General features: G+C 69.7%; 15 protein-coding genes and 4 pseudogenes. 7 read left to right on the plus strand and 12 right to left on the minus strand.

Annotated elements, in window-relative coordinates; translation table 11 throughout:
• The 4 genes and pseudogenes from BMG07_RS41710 to BMG07_RS07365 form a co-directional block, all read right to left on the minus strand.
• Window positions 1–193: pseudogene (locus BMG07_RS41710) on the minus strand (uracil-DNA glycosylase); the annotation flags it as partial.
• Between the two features lie 40 nt (window positions 194–233).
• On the minus strand, window positions 234–776 hold the full coding sequence (gene rimI, locus BMG07_RS07355) for a ribosomal protein S18-alanine N-acetyltransferase (RefSeq protein WP_198084003.1): 543 nt from the start codon (window positions 774–776) through the stop codon (window positions 234–236).
• Entirely contained in the window at window positions 773–1,504 is a 732-nt protein-coding gene (gene tsaB / locus BMG07_RS07360; RefSeq protein ID WP_198084004.1) for a tRNA (adenosine(37)-N6)-threonylcarbamoyltransferase complex dimerization subunit type 1 TsaB, read from the minus strand. Before tsaB ends, rimI begins: the two co-directional genes overlap by 4 nt.
• A 111-nt stretch (window positions 1,505–1,615) precedes the next feature.
• On the minus strand, window positions 1,616–2,383 hold the full coding sequence (locus BMG07_RS07365; protein WP_198084005.1) for a DeoR/GlpR family DNA-binding transcription regulator: 768 nt from the start codon (window positions 2,381–2,383) through the stop codon (window positions 1,616–1,618).
• Window positions 2,384–2,463: 80 nt separating this feature from the next.
• On the opposite strand from BMG07_RS07365, the gene BMG07_RS07370 reads away from it, so the two are divergent.
• The 4 genes and pseudogenes from BMG07_RS07370 to BMG07_RS07385 all read left to right on the plus strand — a co-directional run bounded on the left by BMG07_RS07370 (window position 2,464) and on the right by BMG07_RS07385 (window position 6,892).
• Window positions 2,464–3,057: a GDP-mannose pyrophosphatase gene (locus BMG07_RS07370; protein ID WP_198084006.1), complete on the plus strand. Its 594-nt coding sequence runs from the start codon at window positions 2,464–2,466 to the stop codon at window positions 3,055–3,057.
• A gap of 30 nt (window positions 3,058–3,087) precedes the next feature.
• Window positions 3,088–3,669, plus strand: a complete 582-nt coding sequence (locus BMG07_RS07375; protein WP_198084007.1) for a methylated-DNA--[protein]-cysteine S-methyltransferase — start codon at window positions 3,088–3,090, stop codon at window positions 3,667–3,669.
• 40 nt (window positions 3,670–3,709) lie between these two features.
• Window positions 3,710–5,150, plus strand: a pseudogene (gene dacB, locus BMG07_RS07380) (D-alanyl-D-alanine carboxypeptidase/D-alanyl-D-alanine-endopeptidase).
• A gap of 218 nt (window positions 5,151–5,368) precedes the next feature.
• Window positions 5,369–6,892 carry an alpha/beta hydrolase family protein gene (locus tag BMG07_RS07385; protein ID WP_374221248.1) on the plus strand — a complete coding sequence of 508 codons (1,524 nt, stop codon included), beginning with the start codon at window positions 5,369–5,371 and terminating at the stop codon, window positions 6,890–6,892.
• Window positions 6,893–6,898: 6 nt separating this feature from the next.
• On the opposite strand, the pseudogene BMG07_RS07390 reads toward BMG07_RS07385, so the two are convergent.
• The 3 genes and pseudogenes from BMG07_RS07390 to purE all read right to left on the minus strand — a co-directional run bounded on the left by BMG07_RS07390 (window position 6,899) and on the right by purE (window position 9,634).
• Window positions 6,899–7,899 (minus strand): annotated as a pseudogene (locus BMG07_RS07390) (L-threonylcarbamoyladenylate synthase).
• Window positions 7,896–9,086 (minus strand): 5-(carboxyamino)imidazole ribonucleotide synthase, encoded by a 1,191-nt coding sequence (locus BMG07_RS07395; RefSeq protein ID WP_198084008.1) that lies wholly within the window; start codon window positions 9,084–9,086, stop codon window positions 7,896–7,898. The pseudogene BMG07_RS07390 and the gene BMG07_RS07395 overlap by 4 nt, the downstream one beginning before the upstream one ends.
• A complete protein-coding gene (gene purE / locus BMG07_RS07400; RefSeq protein WP_198084009.1) occupies window positions 9,083–9,634 on the minus strand; it encodes a 5-(carboxyamino)imidazole ribonucleotide mutase in 552 nt (183 codons plus the stop codon). The genes BMG07_RS07395 and purE overlap by 4 nt, the downstream gene beginning before the upstream one ends.
• Window positions 9,635–9,670: 36 nt before the next feature.
• Between purE and BMG07_RS07405 the strand changes: the two genes are divergently transcribed.
• Together BMG07_RS07405 and BMG07_RS07410 are read left to right on the plus strand one after the other, a co-directional pair.
• Window positions 9,671–10,591: a tetratricopeptide repeat protein gene (locus BMG07_RS07405; RefSeq protein ID WP_198084010.1), complete on the plus strand. Its 921-nt coding sequence runs from the start codon at window positions 9,671–9,673 to the stop codon at window positions 10,589–10,591.
• Between the two features lie 142 nt (window positions 10,592–10,733).
• A complete protein-coding gene (locus BMG07_RS07410; protein ID WP_198084011.1) occupies window positions 10,734–11,186 on the plus strand; it encodes an META domain-containing protein in 453 nt (150 codons plus the stop codon).
• 21 nt (window positions 11,187–11,207) lie between these two features.
• Here the strand turns inward: BMG07_RS07410 and BMG07_RS07415 are convergent, their stop codons facing one another.
• From BMG07_RS07415 to BMG07_RS07430, 4 genes are all read right to left on the minus strand, one after another.
• Window positions 11,208–12,113 carry a phosphoribosylaminoimidazolesuccinocarboxamide synthase gene (locus tag BMG07_RS07415; protein ID WP_198084012.1) on the minus strand — a complete coding sequence of 302 codons (906 nt, stop codon included), beginning with the start codon at window positions 12,111–12,113 and terminating at the stop codon, window positions 11,208–11,210.
• A 103-nt stretch (window positions 12,114–12,216) separates the two neighbouring features.
• Window positions 12,217–13,281 (minus strand): class II fructose-bisphosphate aldolase, encoded by a 1,065-nt coding sequence (gene fba / locus BMG07_RS07420; protein WP_081268804.1) that lies wholly within the window; start codon window positions 13,279–13,281, stop codon window positions 12,217–12,219.
• 65 nt (window positions 13,282–13,346) lie between these two features.
• The gene (locus BMG07_RS07425) at window positions 13,347–14,087 is read right to left on the minus strand and encodes an alpha/beta hydrolase (RefSeq protein WP_307866894.1); all 741 of its coding nucleotides are present in this window, start codon (window positions 14,085–14,087) and stop codon (window positions 13,347–13,349) included.
• A 223-nt stretch (window positions 14,088–14,310) separates the two neighbouring features.
• Complete coding sequence (locus BMG07_RS07430; protein ID WP_198084013.1) at window positions 14,311–14,796, minus strand: Lrp/AsnC family transcriptional regulator; 486 nt, start codon at window positions 14,794–14,796, stop codon at window positions 14,311–14,313.
• A gap of 136 nt (window positions 14,797–14,932) precedes the next feature.
• On the opposite strand from BMG07_RS07430, the gene BMG07_RS07435 reads away from it, so the two are divergent.
• Window positions 14,933–15,949: a 1-aminocyclopropane-1-carboxylate deaminase gene (locus BMG07_RS07435; RefSeq protein ID WP_198084014.1), complete on the plus strand. Its 1,017-nt coding sequence runs from the start codon at window positions 14,933–14,935 to the stop codon at window positions 15,947–15,949.
• Window positions 15,950–15,970: 21 nt separating this feature from the next.
• On the opposite strand, the pseudogene pyk reads toward BMG07_RS07435, so the two are convergent.
• Window positions 15,971–17,418: pseudogene (gene pyk / locus BMG07_RS07440) on the minus strand (pyruvate kinase).
• Window positions 17,419–17,436 lie beyond the last annotated feature (18 nt).

Genomic DNA, 17,436 nt, shown 5'->3' on the forward strand with positions numbered 1-17,436 from the left:
GACGGGCAGCCGGCGCGCGCGGCGGCGGCGGCGCGGCCACGGGCATTTCAGCCTCCATGCGCTCTTCGGCGGTCGGCACGTAGTCTTCTTGGGGCGGCTCGGCTTCGGGCGCGGCCTGCACGGGTTCGGGCTCGGCTTGCACGACCTGCGGCGGCACGGGCCACCAGACCTTCACGCCCATTTCGTCGAGCATCGCGCGCTGGCGCGCGCGAGCTTCAATGTCTGCACCGCGCTCATCGCAAGGCTCCCCAGGCGGTGCCTGTTTCATTCAATCGCAGGCTCATGACGACCGCGTCCTCGCGCTTGCCGTCATGGGCCGGGTAGTAGCCCTTGCGCACGCCCACGCTGCGAAAACCGTGGCGCACGTAGATGTCGAGCGCGCGCTGGTTGCTCTGGCGCACCTCGAGCCACAGCCACTGCGCGCCTTCGCCGCGCGACCAGCCGCCCAGCGCCTCGAGCATGAGCGGCGCCCAGCCCTGGCGCTGGAAAGCCGGGGCCACGGTGATGTTCAGCAGGTGCACCTCGTCGACGCCCTTCATGGCGACGAAATAGCCGATGAGCGTTTCGCCCAGGCTGGTGACGGGCGACTCCACGCCCGGCGCCACGCCGGGCGCCAGCAGGCACTGGCAGTGGTAGCCCACGGCCATCGAGTCGGTGAAGTTGGCGCGCGTCCAGGGGTGGCTGTAGGCCGTCTGCTCCACCGCGCAGACAGCGTCGATCCGCTCGATGGTGAGCGGTTCGAGGCGGGCTTCGACGGGCTGGAGGACGGCGCTCATGCGGGGCTGGAAGGAACTGCTGCCGCCGATGCGGCGGCCGCCTTGATGGCGGCGCGCTCTTCGGTGGTTTGCGCCACTTTATCGCGAACATAGAGCGGCCAGGCCTGCGCCGCGGGCACGGTGCGACCGGCCGCCAGCAGCGCGGGCGCGAGCCGCAGCATGGCGGTGGCGGTGGGCAGGGCCTCGTGGCGGGCCTTGGCCTGCGGCAGGCGCGGGCCGTAGGCGGTGAAGGCGTTGCCGGCCAGCGCGAAGCCGGCGGGCACGTCCAGGTCGTCGGGCGACAGCAGCAGGGGCTCGTCGCCACCACCTGGCTGGGCAGGGCCGGGGCCGGCGGCGTCGAAGTCGTAGCGCGCGGCGTAGAGCTGGTCCATGCGGGCGTCGAGCACCGCCACCACCTGCCGCGCGCCGAAGGCATGGCGTGCCTCTTCGGCCACGGCCAGCAGGGTGTCGACCGGCAGCAGCGGCACATGCGCGCCGAAGGCCAGCCCCTGCGCCACCGAACATGCGGTGCGCAGGCCGGTGAACGAGCCGGGGCCGCGCCCGAAGACGATGGCGTCGAGCTCGGCCAGCGCCAGCCCGGCCTCGCCCAGCAGTTGCTGAATCAGCGGGAGCAAGGTGGTCGAGGCCTGCGCGCCGCCCACGCCGCTGTGCGCGAGCAGGCGCTCGCCGTGCAGCACCGCGACCGACAGGTGCTCGGTGCTCGTGTCGAAGGCCAGCAGCTTAGACATCGGCGGGACACCCCGGGGCCGCACCGGTGCCGGACGTGCGGAAAAAGAAACGGGGCGAAAGAGGCATCCCCCGATTATCGAGGGGCGGGCAATCCCGGTCGCTGCCCTGCGTTATCCCTGGTTATCGCTGCGCAGGATGGCCAGCCCCGTCTTGCGCAGCGGCGCCAGCGCCTGGGCCGGCGCGTCCGGCGACACCAGCAGCGTGGTGGCCGAGGCCAACGGGTTGACCACCCAGGCCGAGGCCGCGCCCAGCTTCTCGGACGAGACCAGCACCACCGTCTCGGCGGCCGCGGCCATCAGCGCGCGCTTGATTTCGGCCTCTTCGAGGTCGCCCGTGGTCAGCCCCGCCTCGGCGTGCACCCCGGTGACGCCCATGAAATAGGTGTCGGCGTGGATGCGGGAAATGGCCGCCATCGCCGCCGAACCCACGGCCACCAGCGAGTGCTTGAACAGCCGCCCGCCGATCAGCACCACCTCGATGTCGGCGTGCGACACCAGCTCCACCGCCACCGACGGGCTGTGCGTGACCACCGTGGCCCGCAGCGTGCGCGGCAGGTGGCGCGCGAGCTGCACGGCGGTGGTGCCGCCGTCGATGAACACCACCTGCCCCGGCTTGACGAGGCGCGCGGCGGCGCGGCCGATGGCGACCTTTTCGGCGGAGGCCAGCTGCTGGCGTCCCGCGAAGTCGGCCTCGGCCGGCGCGAGCGGCAGCGCGCCGCCGTGCACGCGCTGCAGCAGGCCCTCGGCCGCCATCTCGCGCAGATCGCGGCGCAGCGTGTCTTCCGACAGGCCGAGTTCTTCGCTGAGCGCCTTGGCCACGACGTTGCCGTCGCGCTTCAGGACCGAGAGGATGTGTTGCTTGCGCTGGCGGGTGAGCATCGGCCGATGGTATCGGGCCTTGCCGTTGTTTGCACGAATTTTCTTGTTATTGCACGAATGTGCGCATATGCTCGCCGCCCATGACCCTTCAAGACCGCGTCCGGGTGCACGAAGTCACCCTGCTTTCCGACAACTGGTACACCCTGCGCACCACGGCCTTCGACTGGCGGCGCAACGACGGCCAGTGGCAACGCATGCACCGCGAAACCTACGACCGCGGCAACGGCGCCACGCTGCTGCCGTACAACCTCGCGCGGCGCACGGTGCTGCTGGTGCGCCAGTTCCGCTACCCGGCCTTCGTGAACGGACACGACGAACTGCTGATCGAGGCGGCCGCCGGCCTGCTCGACGACGCGGCGCCCGAGGAACGCATCCGCGCCGAGGTCGAGGAAGAGCTGGGCTTGCGGCTGGGCGAAGTGCGCAAGATCTTCGAATGCTTCATGAGCCCGGGCTCGGTGACCGAGAAGCTGCACTTCTTCGTCGCGCCCTACGAGCCGTCGATGCGCGTCGGCGCGGGCGGCGGGCTGGCGGAAGAGGGCGAGGACATCGAGGTGCTGGAACTGGGCATCGACGAGACGCTGGCGATGGTGGCCGACGGCCGCATCCAGGACGCCAAGACGGTGATGCTGCTGTATCACGCGCGCTTGCACCTGTTCGGCGGGGCCGGCCTATGATTTGTTCGCCCACCGCTTCGGAGCCCTTGCATGCACCCCGCCGCCTCCCACAGCTACGCCGTCTTGCGCACCGTGGGCGGCTTCTGCGCCATTGCCTGGAACGGCGTGGGCATCACGCGCTTCGTGCTGCAGTCAGAGAGCGCCGAGGCGGCTGACCGGAACCTGCGGCGCCGGCTGCCCCTGGCAACGCCCGGCACGCCGACACCCGAAGTGGCTGAAGCGATCGCCGCCGCGCAGCGCTACTTCGCGGGCGAGCCCGTCGACTTCTCCGCCTTCACGCTCGACCTGCGCGAGCAGGACGCGTTCTTTGCAAAGGTCTACGTTGCGGCGCGCAAGCTCGGCTGGGGCGACACCACCACCTACGGCACGCTCGCCAAGGAACTGGGCGAAGGCCCAGAGGCCGCGCGCGACGTCGGCCAGGCCATGGCGCGCAACCCGGTGTCGCTGATCATTCCCTGCCACCGCGTGCTCGCGGCCGGCGGCAAGCTGGGCGGCTTTTCGGCGCCGGGCGGGCCGGCCGTGAAGATCCACATGCTCGAACTCGAAGGCATGCACTTCGACGCGCAACTCTCGCAGGACACCCCCGACCCGCAGGCCTCGTTCGGCTTCTGAGGAAGAAGCCCCGGCCGCACCGCGTCGGGATAATGGGCGCATGCCTTTTGCCGCACGCACGACCCTTCGCCTCCCCCCCCGCGCCGCCGGCGCCCTGATGACCCTCGCGATGCTGGCCCCGGCCGGCGCCCTCGCCCAGCAAGCCCTTCCGACCCAGGTCGATGCCGCCCTCGCCCGCGCCAAGGTGCCGCGCGAAGCCGTGACCATGCTGGTGGCCGATGCCGACGGCGTGCGCCCGCCGCGCCTGGCCTGGCGCACGCAGGTGCCGGTGAACCCGGCGTCGATCATGAAGCTGGTGACCACCTACGCCGCGCTCGACCTGCTCGGCCCGGCCTACAACTGGACCACCCCGGTCTACACCGACGGCACGGTGAACAACGGCGTGCTGAACGGCAACCTCTACATCAAGGGACAGGGCGACCCCAAGCTGGTGCTGGAGCGCATGTGGCTGCTGCTGCGCCACGTGCAGGGGCTGGGCATCACCACCGTGAGCGGCGACATCATCGTGGACCGCAGCGCCTTCGAGAACACGGTCGAGGGCGACCCGGCCGCCTTCGACGGCGAGCCGCTGCGCCCCTACAACGCCTCGCCCGACGCGCTGCTGGTCAACTTCAAGTCGGTCAACATGAGCTTCGCGCCCGACCGCACGGGCCAGATCGCGCGCGTGAACTACGAGCCCCCGCTGGCCAGCGTGGCCATGCCGGCCACGGTGCCGCTGGTGCCCGGCGAATGCGGCGACTGGCGCACCACGCTGCGCGCTGACTTCAGCGACGTGAACCGCATCCGCTTCAACGGCGGCTTCCCCACCGGCTGCGGCGAGAAGAGCTGGGCCGTGGCCTACGCCGACCCGCGCACCTACAGCCTGCGCGCCATCGGCGGCATGTGGGCCGAGATGGGCGGGCGCGTGGGCGGGCAGATGCGCGAAGGGCGCGTGCCGGCGGGGCTGAAGCCGGCCTCGAGTTCGAGTCGCCGCCGCTGGCCGAGGTGGTGCGCGACATCAACAAGTACAGCAACAACGTGATGGCGCAGCAGCTGTTCCTCACCATCGGGCTCACGCAGAAGAACCGCGGCACCTTCGAGCCTCGCGCACCGCGCTGGGCCAGTGGTGGCGCGAGCGCATCGGCACGGGCGAGGCGCCGCCGGTGTTCGAGAATGGCTCGGGCCTGTCGCGCGACGAGCGCATCAGCGCGGCGGCGCTGGGCAAGATGCTGCAGGTGGCGTGGCGCTCGCCGGTGATGCCGGAGCTGGTGTCGTCGCTGCCCTCGATGGGCGTGGACGGCACGCTGAAGAAGCGCACGCTGCGCTCGGGCGGCTCGGCCCACCTGAAGACCGGCACGCTGCGCGATGCGTCGGGCGTGGCCGGCTTCGTCGACGGCGCGAGCGGCCGGCGCTACGTGCTGGTGGCCATCGCCAACGCCGAGAACGCCGGGGCTGCGCGCGCCGCCTTCGACGCGCTGGTCGACTGGGCCTCGCAGGACTGAACCTGCGCTGCGCCGGCCGCCACGGCCGGTGTACTGAAAACTCTACCGGGGTGCGCCGCTTGCGCGCTGCCCCGCCCCCTGCGCAAAATCGCGGCGGGTCATGCGAACGACCGTTCGTTTCGGCCCTCCGGCACGACAACATCCACGCAGGAGACATACCCCATGAAAAGACCGTTGCACATTCCGGCGCCGCGCTCGCACTCGCGGGCGCCACGCTGCTGTTGACCGCCTGCGGCGGGGGCGGGGACGGCGGGGGCATCGGCTTCGGCGGGCTGCTGCCCGGTGGCGGCGGCGGCGACACCGGCCGGGGCTCGGTCGTCTCCGGCCCGCCCGCGCAGACGGCCAACCTGACGGCCGCGCAGTTCACGAGCAGCCTGCAGGCCAGCGACCAGGGCAAGGCACTGTTGCAGGTGGCGGGCACGCCCAAGTGCGGCATCGACCTGCGCGCCCTCGAATACCGCACCATCGGCGGCAAGAACGAAGCCACCAACGCCACCGCCGCGATCATGGTGCCCACGGGCAGCGACGCGGCCTGCAGCGGCCAGCGCCCGGTGGTGCTGTATGCGCACGGCACCACGCCCGCGCGCAACTACAACCTGGCCAAGTGGACCGACACCACCCAGCCGGCCGCCGGCGAGGGCCTGATGATCGCGGCCATGTTCGCGGCGCAGGGCTTCATCGTGGTGGCGCCCAACTACGCGGGCTACGACAAGTCGACGCTGCCCTACCACCCGTATCTCAACGGCGACCAGCAGGGCAAGGACATGGTCGACGCGCTCACGGCGGCACGCAAGACCTTCGGCGACATCGGCGCCAACGACGCGGGTTCGCTGCTGATCACCGGCTATTCGCAGGGCGGCTACGTCGCGATGGCGGCGCACCGCGAGATGCAGGCCACGGGCAAGGCGGTGACGGCGTCGGCGCCGCTGTCGGCGCCCTCGGCCATCAGCCTGCTGACCGACTACACCTTCGAGGGCTGGCCGGCGCTGGGCGCGACGCTCTTCGTGCCGCTGCTGTCGACCAGCTGGCAGCAGCAGTTCGGCAACGTCTACAACGCCACCACCGACGTCTACGAGAACCAGTACGCCACCGGCATCGACACCCTGCTGCCGAGCACGACGCCCATCGCCACGCTGTTCCAGACGGGCAAGCTGCCGCAGCTGGCGCTGTTCCCGGCCGACGCGGTGCCGGGCCCGCTGAACTCGCAGTTGGCGATCTTCTACGGCGCCAACAACCTGATCCGCCAGAGCTACCTGACGCAGGCGGCGAGCGACATCCAGTCGAACCCCTGCACCGGCAATGCGCTACCCGCCACCCCGGCTTCGGTGGGCACGGCCAACCCGCTGGACTGCAAGCCGACCACGGGCTTTCGCAAGGCGGCGCTGGCGAACGACCTGCGCAACTGGGTGCCGGCCAAGCCGATGCTGATGTGCGGCGGCGCCAACGACCCGACGGTGAACTTCGTCAGCACCCGCGCCACCGCCGGCTACTTCCGCGCCAAGGGCATGCCCGCCGCCGCGCTGACGGTGGTCGACCTGGAGGATTCGGCCGCGACCGACGCCTACGCCACGGCGCGTGCCGGCTTCGCGCAGGCCAAGAGCCTGCTGGCGCAGAACACCCCGGGCAGCGCGACCGACAAGGCCACGGCCGTGACCCAGGCCTACCACGGCGGGCTGGCGCCGCCGTTCTGCCTGGCCTCGGCCCGCGGCTTCTTCCAGGGCGTGCTGGCGGCCGGCAGCTGAGCGAGATCAGGCCGCGGCCGCGCGCTGCAGGCGGTCCCTGACACCCTCCCATTCGGGGGTGTCGGGCGGCGTCTCGACCCAGATCAGCTTGACGCCTTCGGCGTCGAAGGCGCGCAGCACCGCGAACAGCTGCTGCGCGCTGGCCGCGGCGTCGTCGGGCATGCGCCGCTGCAGCACGCGCTGCGAGCGGCTGCGCATCACGGTGCGCGACCACACGGCAATGTGCGCGGCGTTGGCGCCCAGCACGTCCAGGCCGGTCTGGATGGCCTTGGCGTCCATCAGGCGCACCTTGGCGTCGGGCGCGTAGTGCGCCTCCAGCGTGCCCGAGGCGCGCGGGTCGGGCGTTTCGAGCACTTCGCGGTCGGCGAGCTTTTCGCCGCAGGCCGCCTCGATCTGCGCGCGCGTGATGAGGCCGGGGCGCAGCAGCACGGGCGCGCCCCGGCTGCAGTCGACGATGGTCGACTCGATGCCGACCGCGCAGGCGCCGCCGTCGATCACCAGCAGTTCGTCACCGAACTCGTCGAACACGTGCTGCGCCGTGGTCGGGCTCACGCGGCCGAAGCGGTTGGCGCTGGGGCCCGCGAGCCCCGGCACGCCCTGTTCGGCGCAGGCTTCGAGCAGCGCCTGCGCCACGGGGTGCGAGGGGCAGCGCAGGCCGATGGTGTCCTGTCCGCCGGCGGCGGCGGCGCCCACGCCGGGCTGGCGCGTGACGATCAGCGTGAGCGGGCCGGGCCAGAAGGCCTGCACCAGCTTCTGCGCGACGCCGGCAGCGGCTGCGCGAAGCGCGACAGCGACTCGGTGCCCTTCACGCCGGCCGCCACGTGCACGATCAGCGGGTGGTCGGCGGGCCGCCCCTTGGCCGCGAAGATGCCGGCCACGGCGGTGTCGCTGCTCGCGTCGGCGCCCAGGCCGTAGACGGTCTCGGTCGGGAAGGCGACCAGCCCGCCCGCGCGCAGCACGCGCGCGGCCTCGGCGATGGCGTCGGGGGCGTGGCCGTCGAGGATCATGCGAGGTCGGCGGTGGTCACCGCCGGCAGGCCCAGCAGCAGCGCGGCCTGCGAGGCGGTGGCGCGCACGGTGTCGAGCGTGGCGCCGGTGAGGGTCAGGTGGCCCATCTTGCGGCCGCGGCGCGGTTCCATCTTGCCGTAGAGGTGCAAGTGCACGCCGGGCAGCGCGAGCACTTCGCTCCAGCGCGGGGACACTGGCTTGTCGGCACCCTCGGGAAACCACAGGTCGCCCAGCAGGTTGAGCATGATGGCCGGGCTGTGCTGGCGCGGCGCGGCCAGCGGCAGGCCGGCGAGCGTGCGCACCTGCAGCTCGAACTGCGACACGTCGCAGGCTTCCATCGTGTAGTGGCCGCTGTTGTGCGGGCGCGGCGCCATTTCGTTGACGACCAGCGAGCCGTCGGCCAGCGCGAAGAACTCGACGCACAGCACGCCCACGTAGCCCAGGCCGTTGGCGATGCTCTTGGCCGAGTTGACCGCGCCCTGCGCCACCGTCTTGGGCATGTTCTGCGGATGCACCTCGGTCACCGCGAGGATGCCGTCGCGGTGCAGGTTGCGCTGCGGCGGAAAGTGCACGATCTGCCCGTCGCGTCCGCGCGCCAGGATCACCGAGCACTCGAATTCGAGCGGCAGCATCTTCTCGAGCACGCAGGGCACGCAGCCCGTGGCCTGCCAGGCGTCGACCAGCTCGGCGCGCGTCTTCACGCGCTGCTGGCCCTTGCCGTCGTAGCCCAGGCGGGCGGTCTTCAGGATGCCGGGCAGCAGGCTGTCGTCCACCGCCGCCAGCTGGGCGGCGGTCTCGATGGCCGCGTAGGGCGCGCAGGGCACGCCGCAGCGGGTGAAATGGGCCTTCTCGGCGATGCGGTCCTGCGCGATGGCAATGGCCGAGGCGCCGGGCGACACGGGCCGGGCCACGGCCAGGTGCTCCAGCGAGGGCGCGGGCACGTTCTCGAATTCGGTGGTCACCGCGTCGGCCAGGCCGGCCAGGCGGGCCAGGCCGTCGACGTCGTCGTAGTCGGTGTGGATGTGGTGGTGGCTCACGCGGCCGGCGGGGCTGTCGGTGTCGGGGTCGAGCACCGCCGTGAAGTAGCCCATGCGCTGGGCCGCGTGGGCGAACATGCGCCCCAGCTGCCCACCGCCGAGCACGCCGAGCGTGGCGCCCGGAAGAATGGGCAGGTCACCGTTGGTCACAGGGCACCTCCGCCTTGCGGCGAGAAAGGGGACACCGAAGGTGCCTCGCCGGCGGGGGCCGGGGGCAGGGTCATGGCTTCGGCGGCGGCGGTCTGGGTCGTGCGGAAGGCGTCGAGCTTCGCGCGCAGCGCCGGGTCGTTCACCGCCAGCATCGACACCGCGAACAGCGCCGCGTTGGCCGCGCCGGCATTGCCGATGGCGAAGGTGGCCACGGGCACGCCCTTGGGCATCTGCACGATGCTGTAGAGCGAATCGACGCCCTGCAGGTGGCGGCTGGCCACCGGCACGCCGAGCACCGGCACCGTGGTTTTGGACGCCAGCATGCCCGGCAGATGCGCCGCGCCGCCCGCGCCGGCGATGATCGCGGCGAGGCCGCGCCCGGCGGCACTTTCGGCATACGCAAAGAGCGCATCGGGCATGCGGTGGGCCGAGACCACCTTTGCTTCGTGGCTGATTCCGAATTGCTGGAGAATCTCGACCGCGTTGCGCATCGTCTCCCAATCGGAGCTCGAGCCCATCACTACACCGACCTGAATGGTTTCGTTCATGGTTTCAATTTTACGTTTCACCCTCAGTTGGTTCCGATGATCGACATCACTCTCGAAAATTTCCAGGCCGAACTGATCGAAGGCTCCGTTGCCACGCCGGTGCTGCTGGACATCTGGGCCGAATGGTGCGGCCCCTGCAAACAGCTCGGCCCGGTGCTCGAAAAGCTCGAGGTCGAGTACGCCGGCCGCTTCACGCTGGCCAAGCTCGACGCCGACAAGGTGCCGCAGATTTCGTCGCAGCTGTCCGAGATGTTCGGCGTGCGCAGCATCCCGTTCTGCGTGATGTTCAAGGACGGCCAGCCGGTCGACGGCTTCGTGGGCGCCATTCCGGCCGACAAGATCCGCGAGTTCCTCGACAAGCACGTGCCCGGCGCCGACGAGGCCGAGGCGGCCTCGGAAGAAGCCGCCGCACAAGAGGCGCTGGCCGAGGGCGACACCCAGGGCGCGCTCGAGAAGCTGCAGCATGCCGTGGCCACCGACCCCGCCAACGACGACGCCCGCTTCGACTACATCAAGCTGCTGCTGCAGGAAGGCCGCCACGACGACGCCAAGGTCGCCTTTGCCCCGGTGATCGCCAAGACCACGCTGGTGCGCCGCTTCGACGCGCTGCAGCGCTGGATGGATGCTATCGATTTCGCAGCACCACCCACCGGCGCCGCGCCGGCCATCGCCGATTTCGACGCCAAGATCACCGCCAACAAGCGCGACTTCGACGCCCGCTTCGCCCGCGCCCGCCTGCTGATGGCCGCCCAGCGCTGGACCGACGCGATGGACGAGCTGCTCGACATCCTGATGCGCGACAAGACCTGGAGCGAAGACCTCGCCCGCAAGACCTACATCGCGATCCTCGACCTGATCGAGCCGCCGAAGGTCAAGGTGGCCGACGGGCAGATCCCGCCGGACGATCCGGTGGTGGCCACCTACCGCCGCCGCCTGAGCAGCGTGGTGCTGAGCTGACCCCCGGCAACCCCATCCAGCGACCTTCGGGTCGCTTTTTTCATGCCCCGTCGCCGGGCGGGGTGGCATTGGCGAGGCAGGCGCCGTCGCATACGATCACGCCCGATTCAACTTGTTGCAGATTTGAAAAGGAAGACCGGCCATGCGCTCACTCGCCCGCCTCACCCGCCGCATGGCGCTCCCCGTCCTTGCGGCGGCGGCACTGTCGACTGCCTTGAGCGGTTGCGGGAGCGGCATCAGCCTCGACGAGCCGATCGAAGGGCCCACCTGGCGCCTCGTGCAACTGGGCACCGAGCCCCTGCCGCCGGACAACGGCGCGCAGATCCAGTTCGACCGCTCCAGCAGCCGGGTCAGCGGCTCGGGCGGCTGCAACCGCATTTCGGGCACGTTCACGCGCGCGGGCGTCTCGCTGAAGCTCGGCCAGCTGGCCTCGACCCGCATGGCCTGCCTCGACCCGACGCGCGGTGCCAACGAGGCGCAGTTCATCTCGGCGCTGCAGAGCACGTCGAGCTACAGCCTCGCCGGCCCCGGCCGCCTGGCGCTGCTGGACGCAGGCGGACGGACCGTGGCGCTGCTGAGTTCCAGCGGGCGCTGAAAAAGAAGGAAAAAGCCGCGATCAGCCCGTGAGGCGCTCGAGCGCCTCGCGGTACTTGGCGGCGGTCTTCTCGATGACCTCGGCCGGCAGGCGCGGCGCCGGCGGCGTCTTGTCCCAGGGCTTGCCGTTGATCTTGGTGGCCTCGAGCCAGTCGCGCACGAACTGCTTGTCGTAGCTGGGCGGGTTGGCGCCTGCGGCCAGCGCGGCCTCGTAGCCTTCCACCGGCCAGTAGCGCGAGCTGTCGGGCGTGAGCACCTCGTCCATCAGCACCAGCGTGCCGGCCTCGTCCAGGCCGAACTCGAACTTGGTGTCGGCAATGATCATTCCCTTGGTCAGGGCGATCTGCGCGGCGGTTTCGTAGATGGCGATGCTGGTTTCGCGGATCTGCTGGGCCAGCTTGGGGCCGACGATCTCGACCACGCGCTCGTAGCTGATGTTCTCGTCGTGCTCGCCGGCGGCGGCCTTGGCGGCGGGCGTGAAGATCGGGCGCGGCAGCTTGCTGGCGTTGGTCAGGCCCTCGGGCAGCGGCACGCCGCAGACCGAACGCGATTCCTGGTATTCCTTCCAGCCACTGCCGGCCAGGTAGCCGCGCACCACGGCCTCGACCGGAATCGGCTTCAGGCGCTTGACCAGCATCGAGCGCTGCGTGACCTGGGGTACCTCGTCGGGCGTGACCACGCTTTCGGGCGCGTCGCCGGTCAGGTGGTTGGGGCACAGCTGGCCGAGCCGCTCGAACCACCACAGCGCCATTTGCGTGAGGATCTCGCCCTTGCCGGGAATGGGCTCGCCCATGATCACGTCGAACGCGCTCAGGCGGTCGCTGGCGACCATGAGGATGCGGTCTTCACCGACGGCGTAGTTGTCGCGCACCTTGCCGCGCGCAAGCAGGGGCAGGCTCTGGATGGAGGAGGTGTGGACGGTGGTCATGGGAGCAACAACAAATGCGGTGGGAAACGTGGGACGGTGAAAGCGGATTGTGCGCGCAGAAAAAAGCCACCGCGAACGGTGGCCTTCGAATCGCAAGGCGGTTTTAGACGACTTCCTGCGCCAGTTCGCCCTTGGCGTACTTGGCGGCGACCACTTGCAGCGTGTCGCCCTTGATCTTGGCGCCCTGGCCTTCGCAGCCGAACTCGATGTAGCGCTGCTTGCAGATCAGCTTGGCGGCCTCGCGCGCGGGCTTGAGCCATTCGCGGGCGTCGAACTTCTCGGGGTTCTCGAACAGGAACTTGCGCACCGCGCCGGTCATGGCCAGGCGGATGTCGGTGTCGATGTTGATCTTGCGCACACCGTGCTTGATGGCTTCCTGGATTTCCTTGACGGGCACGCCGTAGGTTTCCTTCATGTTGCCGCCGTACTGGCGAATGATGGCCAGCAGCTCTTGCGGCACGCTCGACGAGCCGTGCATCACCAGGTGGGTGTTGGGAATGCGGCGGTGGATTTCCTTGATGCGGTCGATCGCCAGGATGTCGCCGGTGGGCTCGCGCGTGAACTTGTAGGCGCCGTGGCTGGTGCCGATGGCAATGGCCAGCGCGTCGATTTGCGTGCGCTTGACGAAGTCGGCGGCCTGCTCGGGGTCGGTCAGCAGCTGCTCGCGCGTCATGGTGTCGTCGGTGCCGTGACCGTCTTCCTTGTCGCCCTTCATGGTCTCGAGCGAGCCCAGGCAGCCGAGTTCGCCTTCGACCGTCACGCCCAGGCGGTGGGCCATGTCCGACACCTTCTTGGTGACGTCCACGTTGTAGTCGTAGCTGGCGATGGTCTTGCCGTCGGCCTCGAGCGAGCCGTCCATCATGACCGAGCTGAAGCCCAGGTCGATGGCGCCCTTGCAGACGTCGGGGTTCTGGCCGTGGTCCTGGTGCATGACCAGCGGAATGTTCGGGTACTGCTCGATGGCCGCCTGGATCAGGTGCTTGATGAAGGCTTCGCCGGCGTACTTGCGCGCGCCTGCGCTGGCTTGCAGGATGACAGGCGCGCCGGTTTCCTTGGCGGCCTCCATCACGGCCTGGACCTGTTCGAGGTTGTTGACGTTGAAGGCCGGAATGCCGTAGCCATTGGCTGCGGCATGGTCGAGCAGTTCGCGCATCGAGACGAGTGCCATGGGGAAATACCTCGCGGGAATTAGGAAAAAGAGAAGACTGAAAGACGAGAAAAACTGTCCTAATTCTACCGAGCGACCTTGTCGGACGGCACTGACGCCAACCCGAGGAAGGCCATGACCGGCGGCAGCACCGGCCCGCCCAGCCACTGGATGGGCTTGGCGAAGGCCCCGATCAGCGTGATGTGGCTCAGGTTGTCGAACATCCGCACCTCCACCGGAACGCCCGCCGCGCGCAGCGCCGAGGCCATCTGGCCGGTGTTGCGGTCGGGGTAGACCAGGGTGTCCTTCGAGGCCGCCAGCAGCAGCGTGCGCGGCGCGGCCGGCGTGACATGCGCCAGCGGCTGCGAGTCGCGCGGCGTGTTCGGCCAGTTGAAGGCCGCCTGGGCCTGCGGGTCGCCGATGGGCAGAAAGTCGTAGGGGCCGGCCAGGCCGATCCAGCCCGCGAGCTGGCTCGGGCTGGCGCCCACCTCGTCCAGCCAGCGTTCGTCCAGCGCCACCATCGCGGCGTTGTAGCCGCCCGAGCTGTGGCCCATCACGTAGACCTGTTTCGGGTCGGCGCCCAGCTGCGCGGCGTTGTCGAGCGCCCACTTGACGGCCAGCGCGCTGTCGCGCACGAACGCCGGATAAGTAAAAGTGGGTGACAGGCCGTAGTCGGGAATCACCACCACCGCGCCGCGCGCGGCCAGCGCCTCGCCCACGAAGCGGAAGCTCGCGCGGTCGCCCGTGGTCCAGGTGCCGCCGAAGAAGAACACCACCAGCGGCCGCGCGCCCCGGGCCGGCGCGGTGGCGGGCAGCGGCTGGTACACGTCGAGCAGCTGGCGCGGCGCTTGCCGTAGGCGATGCCGCCCTGGAACTGGTAGGTGTCGGCGGGCACCAGCCGGCCGAGCACCTTGATGGGGGAACAGGCCGCGAGCGCGGCGGCGGCAAGGACGGAAAAAGTGGTGAAGAGGGCGCCGCGGCGCTGGCGAAGGGACGCGAAGGTGGGAAGGCTCATCGCGACAGTACGCGCGCGGCGCGCCACCGGTTTCGTCAGAGGGGGAGCTGCGTGGTCGACAGCACCTGCTTCAACACGACGAAGGTGCGGATCTGCCGCACGCCCGGCAGGTACAGCAGCTGCTCGGCGTGCAGGCGGTTGAAGCTGTCGTTGTCGCGCGTGCGCACGAGCATGAAGTAGTCGAACTCGCCCGTGACCACGTGGCATTCGAGGCAGCCCGACACCTTCTGCGCGGCCTTCTCGAAGTCGGCGAAGGAGTCGGGCGTGGAGCGGTCGAGCACCACGCCGATCATCACGAGCATGCCGACGTCGAGCGCGTCGGGGTCCAGCAGCGCCACGATGCCCTTGATGAGCCCCGACGCCTTGAGCCGCTCGACCCGCCGCAGGCAGGCCGCCGCGCTGAGGTTGACCTTGCCCGCCAGCGCCACGTTCGACAGCGACGCATCGCGCTGCAGGGCTCGGAGGATGGCGCGGTCGGTGCGATCGAGCTCCGGCGCGGCACGCAACTTTGTTGTGCTCATGGCTTTCTTCACGGCCTGAAAGTTTTCGATTCGTCCATCCTGCCTTTTTTTCTTCCGTTAAGCCAGCCAACTTTGCAAGCACGTTGCGAGCCCTTCTTCCTACGATTCAAGGCTTCAACTCCCTGGAGCCGCACCCGTGAACCTGAAGAAGTTTCCCCGCCACGCCCTGACCTTCGGCCCCACGCCGATCCACCCGCTGAAGCGGCTGAGCGCGCACCTGGGCGGCAAGGTCGACCTCTACGCCAAGCGCGAGGACTGCAACAGCGGCCTGGCCTTCGGCGGCAACAAGACCCGCAAGCTCGAGTACCTGATTCCCGAGGCGCTCGAGGGCGGCTACGACACGCTGGTGTCGATCGGCGGCATCCAGTCGAACCAGACGCGGCAGGTGGCCGCCGTGGCCGCGCACCTGGGCCTGAAATGCGTGCTGGTGCAGGAGAACTGGGTCAACTACTCCGACGCGGTGTACGACCGGGTCGGCAACATCGAGATGTCGCGCATCCTGGGCGCCGACGTGCGGCTCGATGCGGCGGGCTTCGACATCGGCATCCGCAAGAGCTGGGAAGAAGCCATGGCCGACGTGCGCAAGGCCGGCGGCAAGCCGTTCCCGATTCCGGCCGGCTGCTCGGAGCACCCGCGCGGCGGCCTGGGCTTCGTGGGCTTTGCCGAGGAGGTGCGCCAGCAGGAGGCCGAGCTGGGCTTCAAGTTCGACTACATCGTGACCTGCTCGGTCACGGGCAGCACGCAGGCCGGCATGGTGGTGGGCTTCGCGGCCGACGGCCGCTCTGACCGGGTGATCGGCATCGACGCTTCGGCCAAGCCGCAGCAGACCTTCGAGCAGATCGTGCGCATCGCCAAGGGCACGGCCGAGCTGGTGGAGCTGGGCCGCGACATCACCGAGAAGGACGTGGTGCTGGACCGCCGCTTCGGCGGGCCCGAATACGGGCTGCCGAACGACGGCACGCTGGAGGCGATTCGCCTGTGCGCGCGCTTCGAGGGCATGCTGACCGACCCTGTGTACGAGGGCAAGTCGATGCACGGAATGATCGAGAAAGTGCGGCTCGGGGAATTCCCGGCGGGCTCGAAGGTGCTGTACGCGCACCTGGGCGGGGTGCCGGCCCTGAACGCCTACAGCTTCTTGTTCCGCAACGGCTGAGGCCGTTGCGGGGTCGTCTCGTCAGCTGACGCGGCAGATTTTCAGCATATTGGTGCCGCCCGGGGCACCCATCGGCTCGCCGCAGGTGATGGCGTAGACGTCGCCGGTCTGCACGATGCCGCGCTTCTTCAGGTGGTTCTCGGCCTGCAGCAGCGCGGTGTCGCGGTCGCTTTCCGAGTCCATCAGCAGCGGGCGCACGTTGCGGTACAGCGCCAGCTTGCGCTGCGTGGCCAGGCGGGTGGTCAGCGCGTACATGGGAATGTGCGCGCGGTGGCGGCTCATCCACAGCATGGTGGAGCCCGACTCGGTCAGCGCCACGATGGCCTTGGCGCCCAGGTGGTGCGCCGTGAACAGCGCGCCCATGGCAATCGACTGGTCGATGCGGCTGTAGGTCTTGCCGCTGAAGTCGGCGTCGAGCGTCTTGTCCTCGGCGATTTCGGCGGCCTCGCAGATGCGGCTCATTTCCTGCACCGTTTCGAGCGGGTAGCGGCCCGAGGCGGTTTCGGCCGAGAGCATCACGGCGTCGGTGCCGTCGAGCACGGCGTTGGCCACGTCGCTGACTTCGGCGCGCGTGGGCACGGGGTTGGTGATCATCGACTCCATCATCTGGGTCGCGGTGATGACCACCTTGTCCATGTCGCGCGCCATGCGGATCATTTTCTTCTGCAGCGCCGGCACGGCCGCGTTGCCCACCTCGACCGCGAGGTCGCCGCGCGCCACCATGATGCCGTCGCTGGCGCGCAGGATTTCTTCCAGGCGCGGAATGGCTTCGGCGCGCTCGATCTTGGCGATCATGCCGGGCTTGTGGCCGAACTCGGCCGCCGCCACGTTGCACAGCTGGCGCGCCATTTCCATGTCGGTGGCGTTCTTGGGAAAGCTCACGGCCACGTAGTCGGCCTGGAAGCTCATCGCGGTCTTGATGTCTTCCATGTCCTTGGCGGTCAACGCGGGGGCGGTGAGGCCGCCGCCCTGCTTGTTGATGCCCTTGTTGTTGGACAGCTCGCCGCCCAGCTTGACGGTGGTGTGCACGGCTTCGCCGCGCACCGCGTCGACCGTGAGCACGATCAGGCCGTCGTTCAGCAACAGCTTGTCGCCGGGCTTCACGTCGCGCGGCAGGTCCTTGTAGTCGAGGCCCACGGCGTCGATGTCGCCCAGCTCGGTGCGCGAGGCGTCGAGCACGAACTTGCGCCCGGCTCCAGCCAGACCTTGCCCTGCGCGAACTTGCCCACGCGGATCTTGGGGCCCTGCAGGTCGGCCATGATGGCCACTTCGCGGCCCGTGCGGCGGGCGGCTTCGCGCACCATGGCGGCGCGGTCGATGTGGTCCTGCGCCGTGCCGTGGCTGAAGTTCAGGCGCACCACGCTGACCTTGGCCAGGATCATCTTTTCCAGCAGTTCCGGCGTGTTGGACGCCGGACCGAGCGTGGCAACGATCTTGGTGGCGTGGCGGGGGATGCGGTCCGTGCTCATGAGGGTAGTCTCCGTTTT

The sequence above is a fragment of the Variovorax sp. E3 genome (assembly GCF_016082275.1).
In the GTDB taxonomy this organism is placed as follows: Bacteria; Pseudomonadota; Gammaproteobacteria; order Burkholderiales; family Burkholderiaceae_C; genus Variovorax.

What these genes read in the sequence shown, in the direction of transcription:
- fba (WP_081268804.1), bottom strand. Translation starts at nt 13,281, where the DNA reads ATGGCACTCGTCTCGATGCGCGAACTGCTCGACCATGCCGCAGCCAAT.
- purE (WP_198084009.1), bottom strand. Translation starts at nt 9,634, where the DNA reads ATGAACGAAACCATTCAGGTCGGTGTAGTGATGGGCTCGAGCTCCGAT.
- BMG07_RS07370 (WP_198084006.1), top strand. Translation starts at nt 2,464, where the DNA reads ATGACCCTTCAAGACCGCGTCCGGGTGCACGAAGTCACCCTGCTTTCC.
- BMG07_RS07410 (WP_198084011.1), top strand. Translation starts at nt 10,734, where the DNA reads ATGCGCTCACTCGCCCGCCTCACCCGCCGCATGGCGCTCCCCGTCCTT.
- BMG07_RS07415 (WP_198084012.1), bottom strand. Translation starts at nt 12,113, where the DNA reads ATGACCACCGTCCACACCTCCTCCATCCAGAGCCTGCCCCTGCTTGCG.
- BMG07_RS07405 (WP_198084010.1), top strand. Translation starts at nt 9,671, where the DNA reads ATGATCGACATCACTCTCGAAAATTTCCAGGCCGAACTGATCGAAGGC.
- tsaB (WP_198084004.1), bottom strand. Translation starts at nt 1,504, where the DNA reads ATGTCTAAGCTGCTGGCCTTCGACACGAGCACCGAGCACCTGTCGGTC.
- BMG07_RS07365 (WP_198084005.1), bottom strand. Translation starts at nt 2,383, where the DNA reads ATGCTCACCCGCCAGCGCAAGCAACACATCCTCTCGGTCCTGAAGCGC.
- BMG07_RS07375 (WP_198084007.1), top strand. Translation starts at nt 3,088, where the DNA reads ATGCACCCCGCCGCCTCCCACAGCTACGCCGTCTTGCGCACCGTGGGC.
- BMG07_RS07430 (WP_198084013.1), bottom strand. Translation starts at nt 14,796, where the DNA reads ATGAGCACAACAAAGTTGCGTGCCGCGCCGGAGCTCGATCGCACCGAC.
- rimI (WP_198084003.1), bottom strand. Translation starts at nt 776, where the DNA reads ATGAGCGCCGTCCTCCAGCCCGTCGAAGCCCGCCTCGAACCGCTCACC.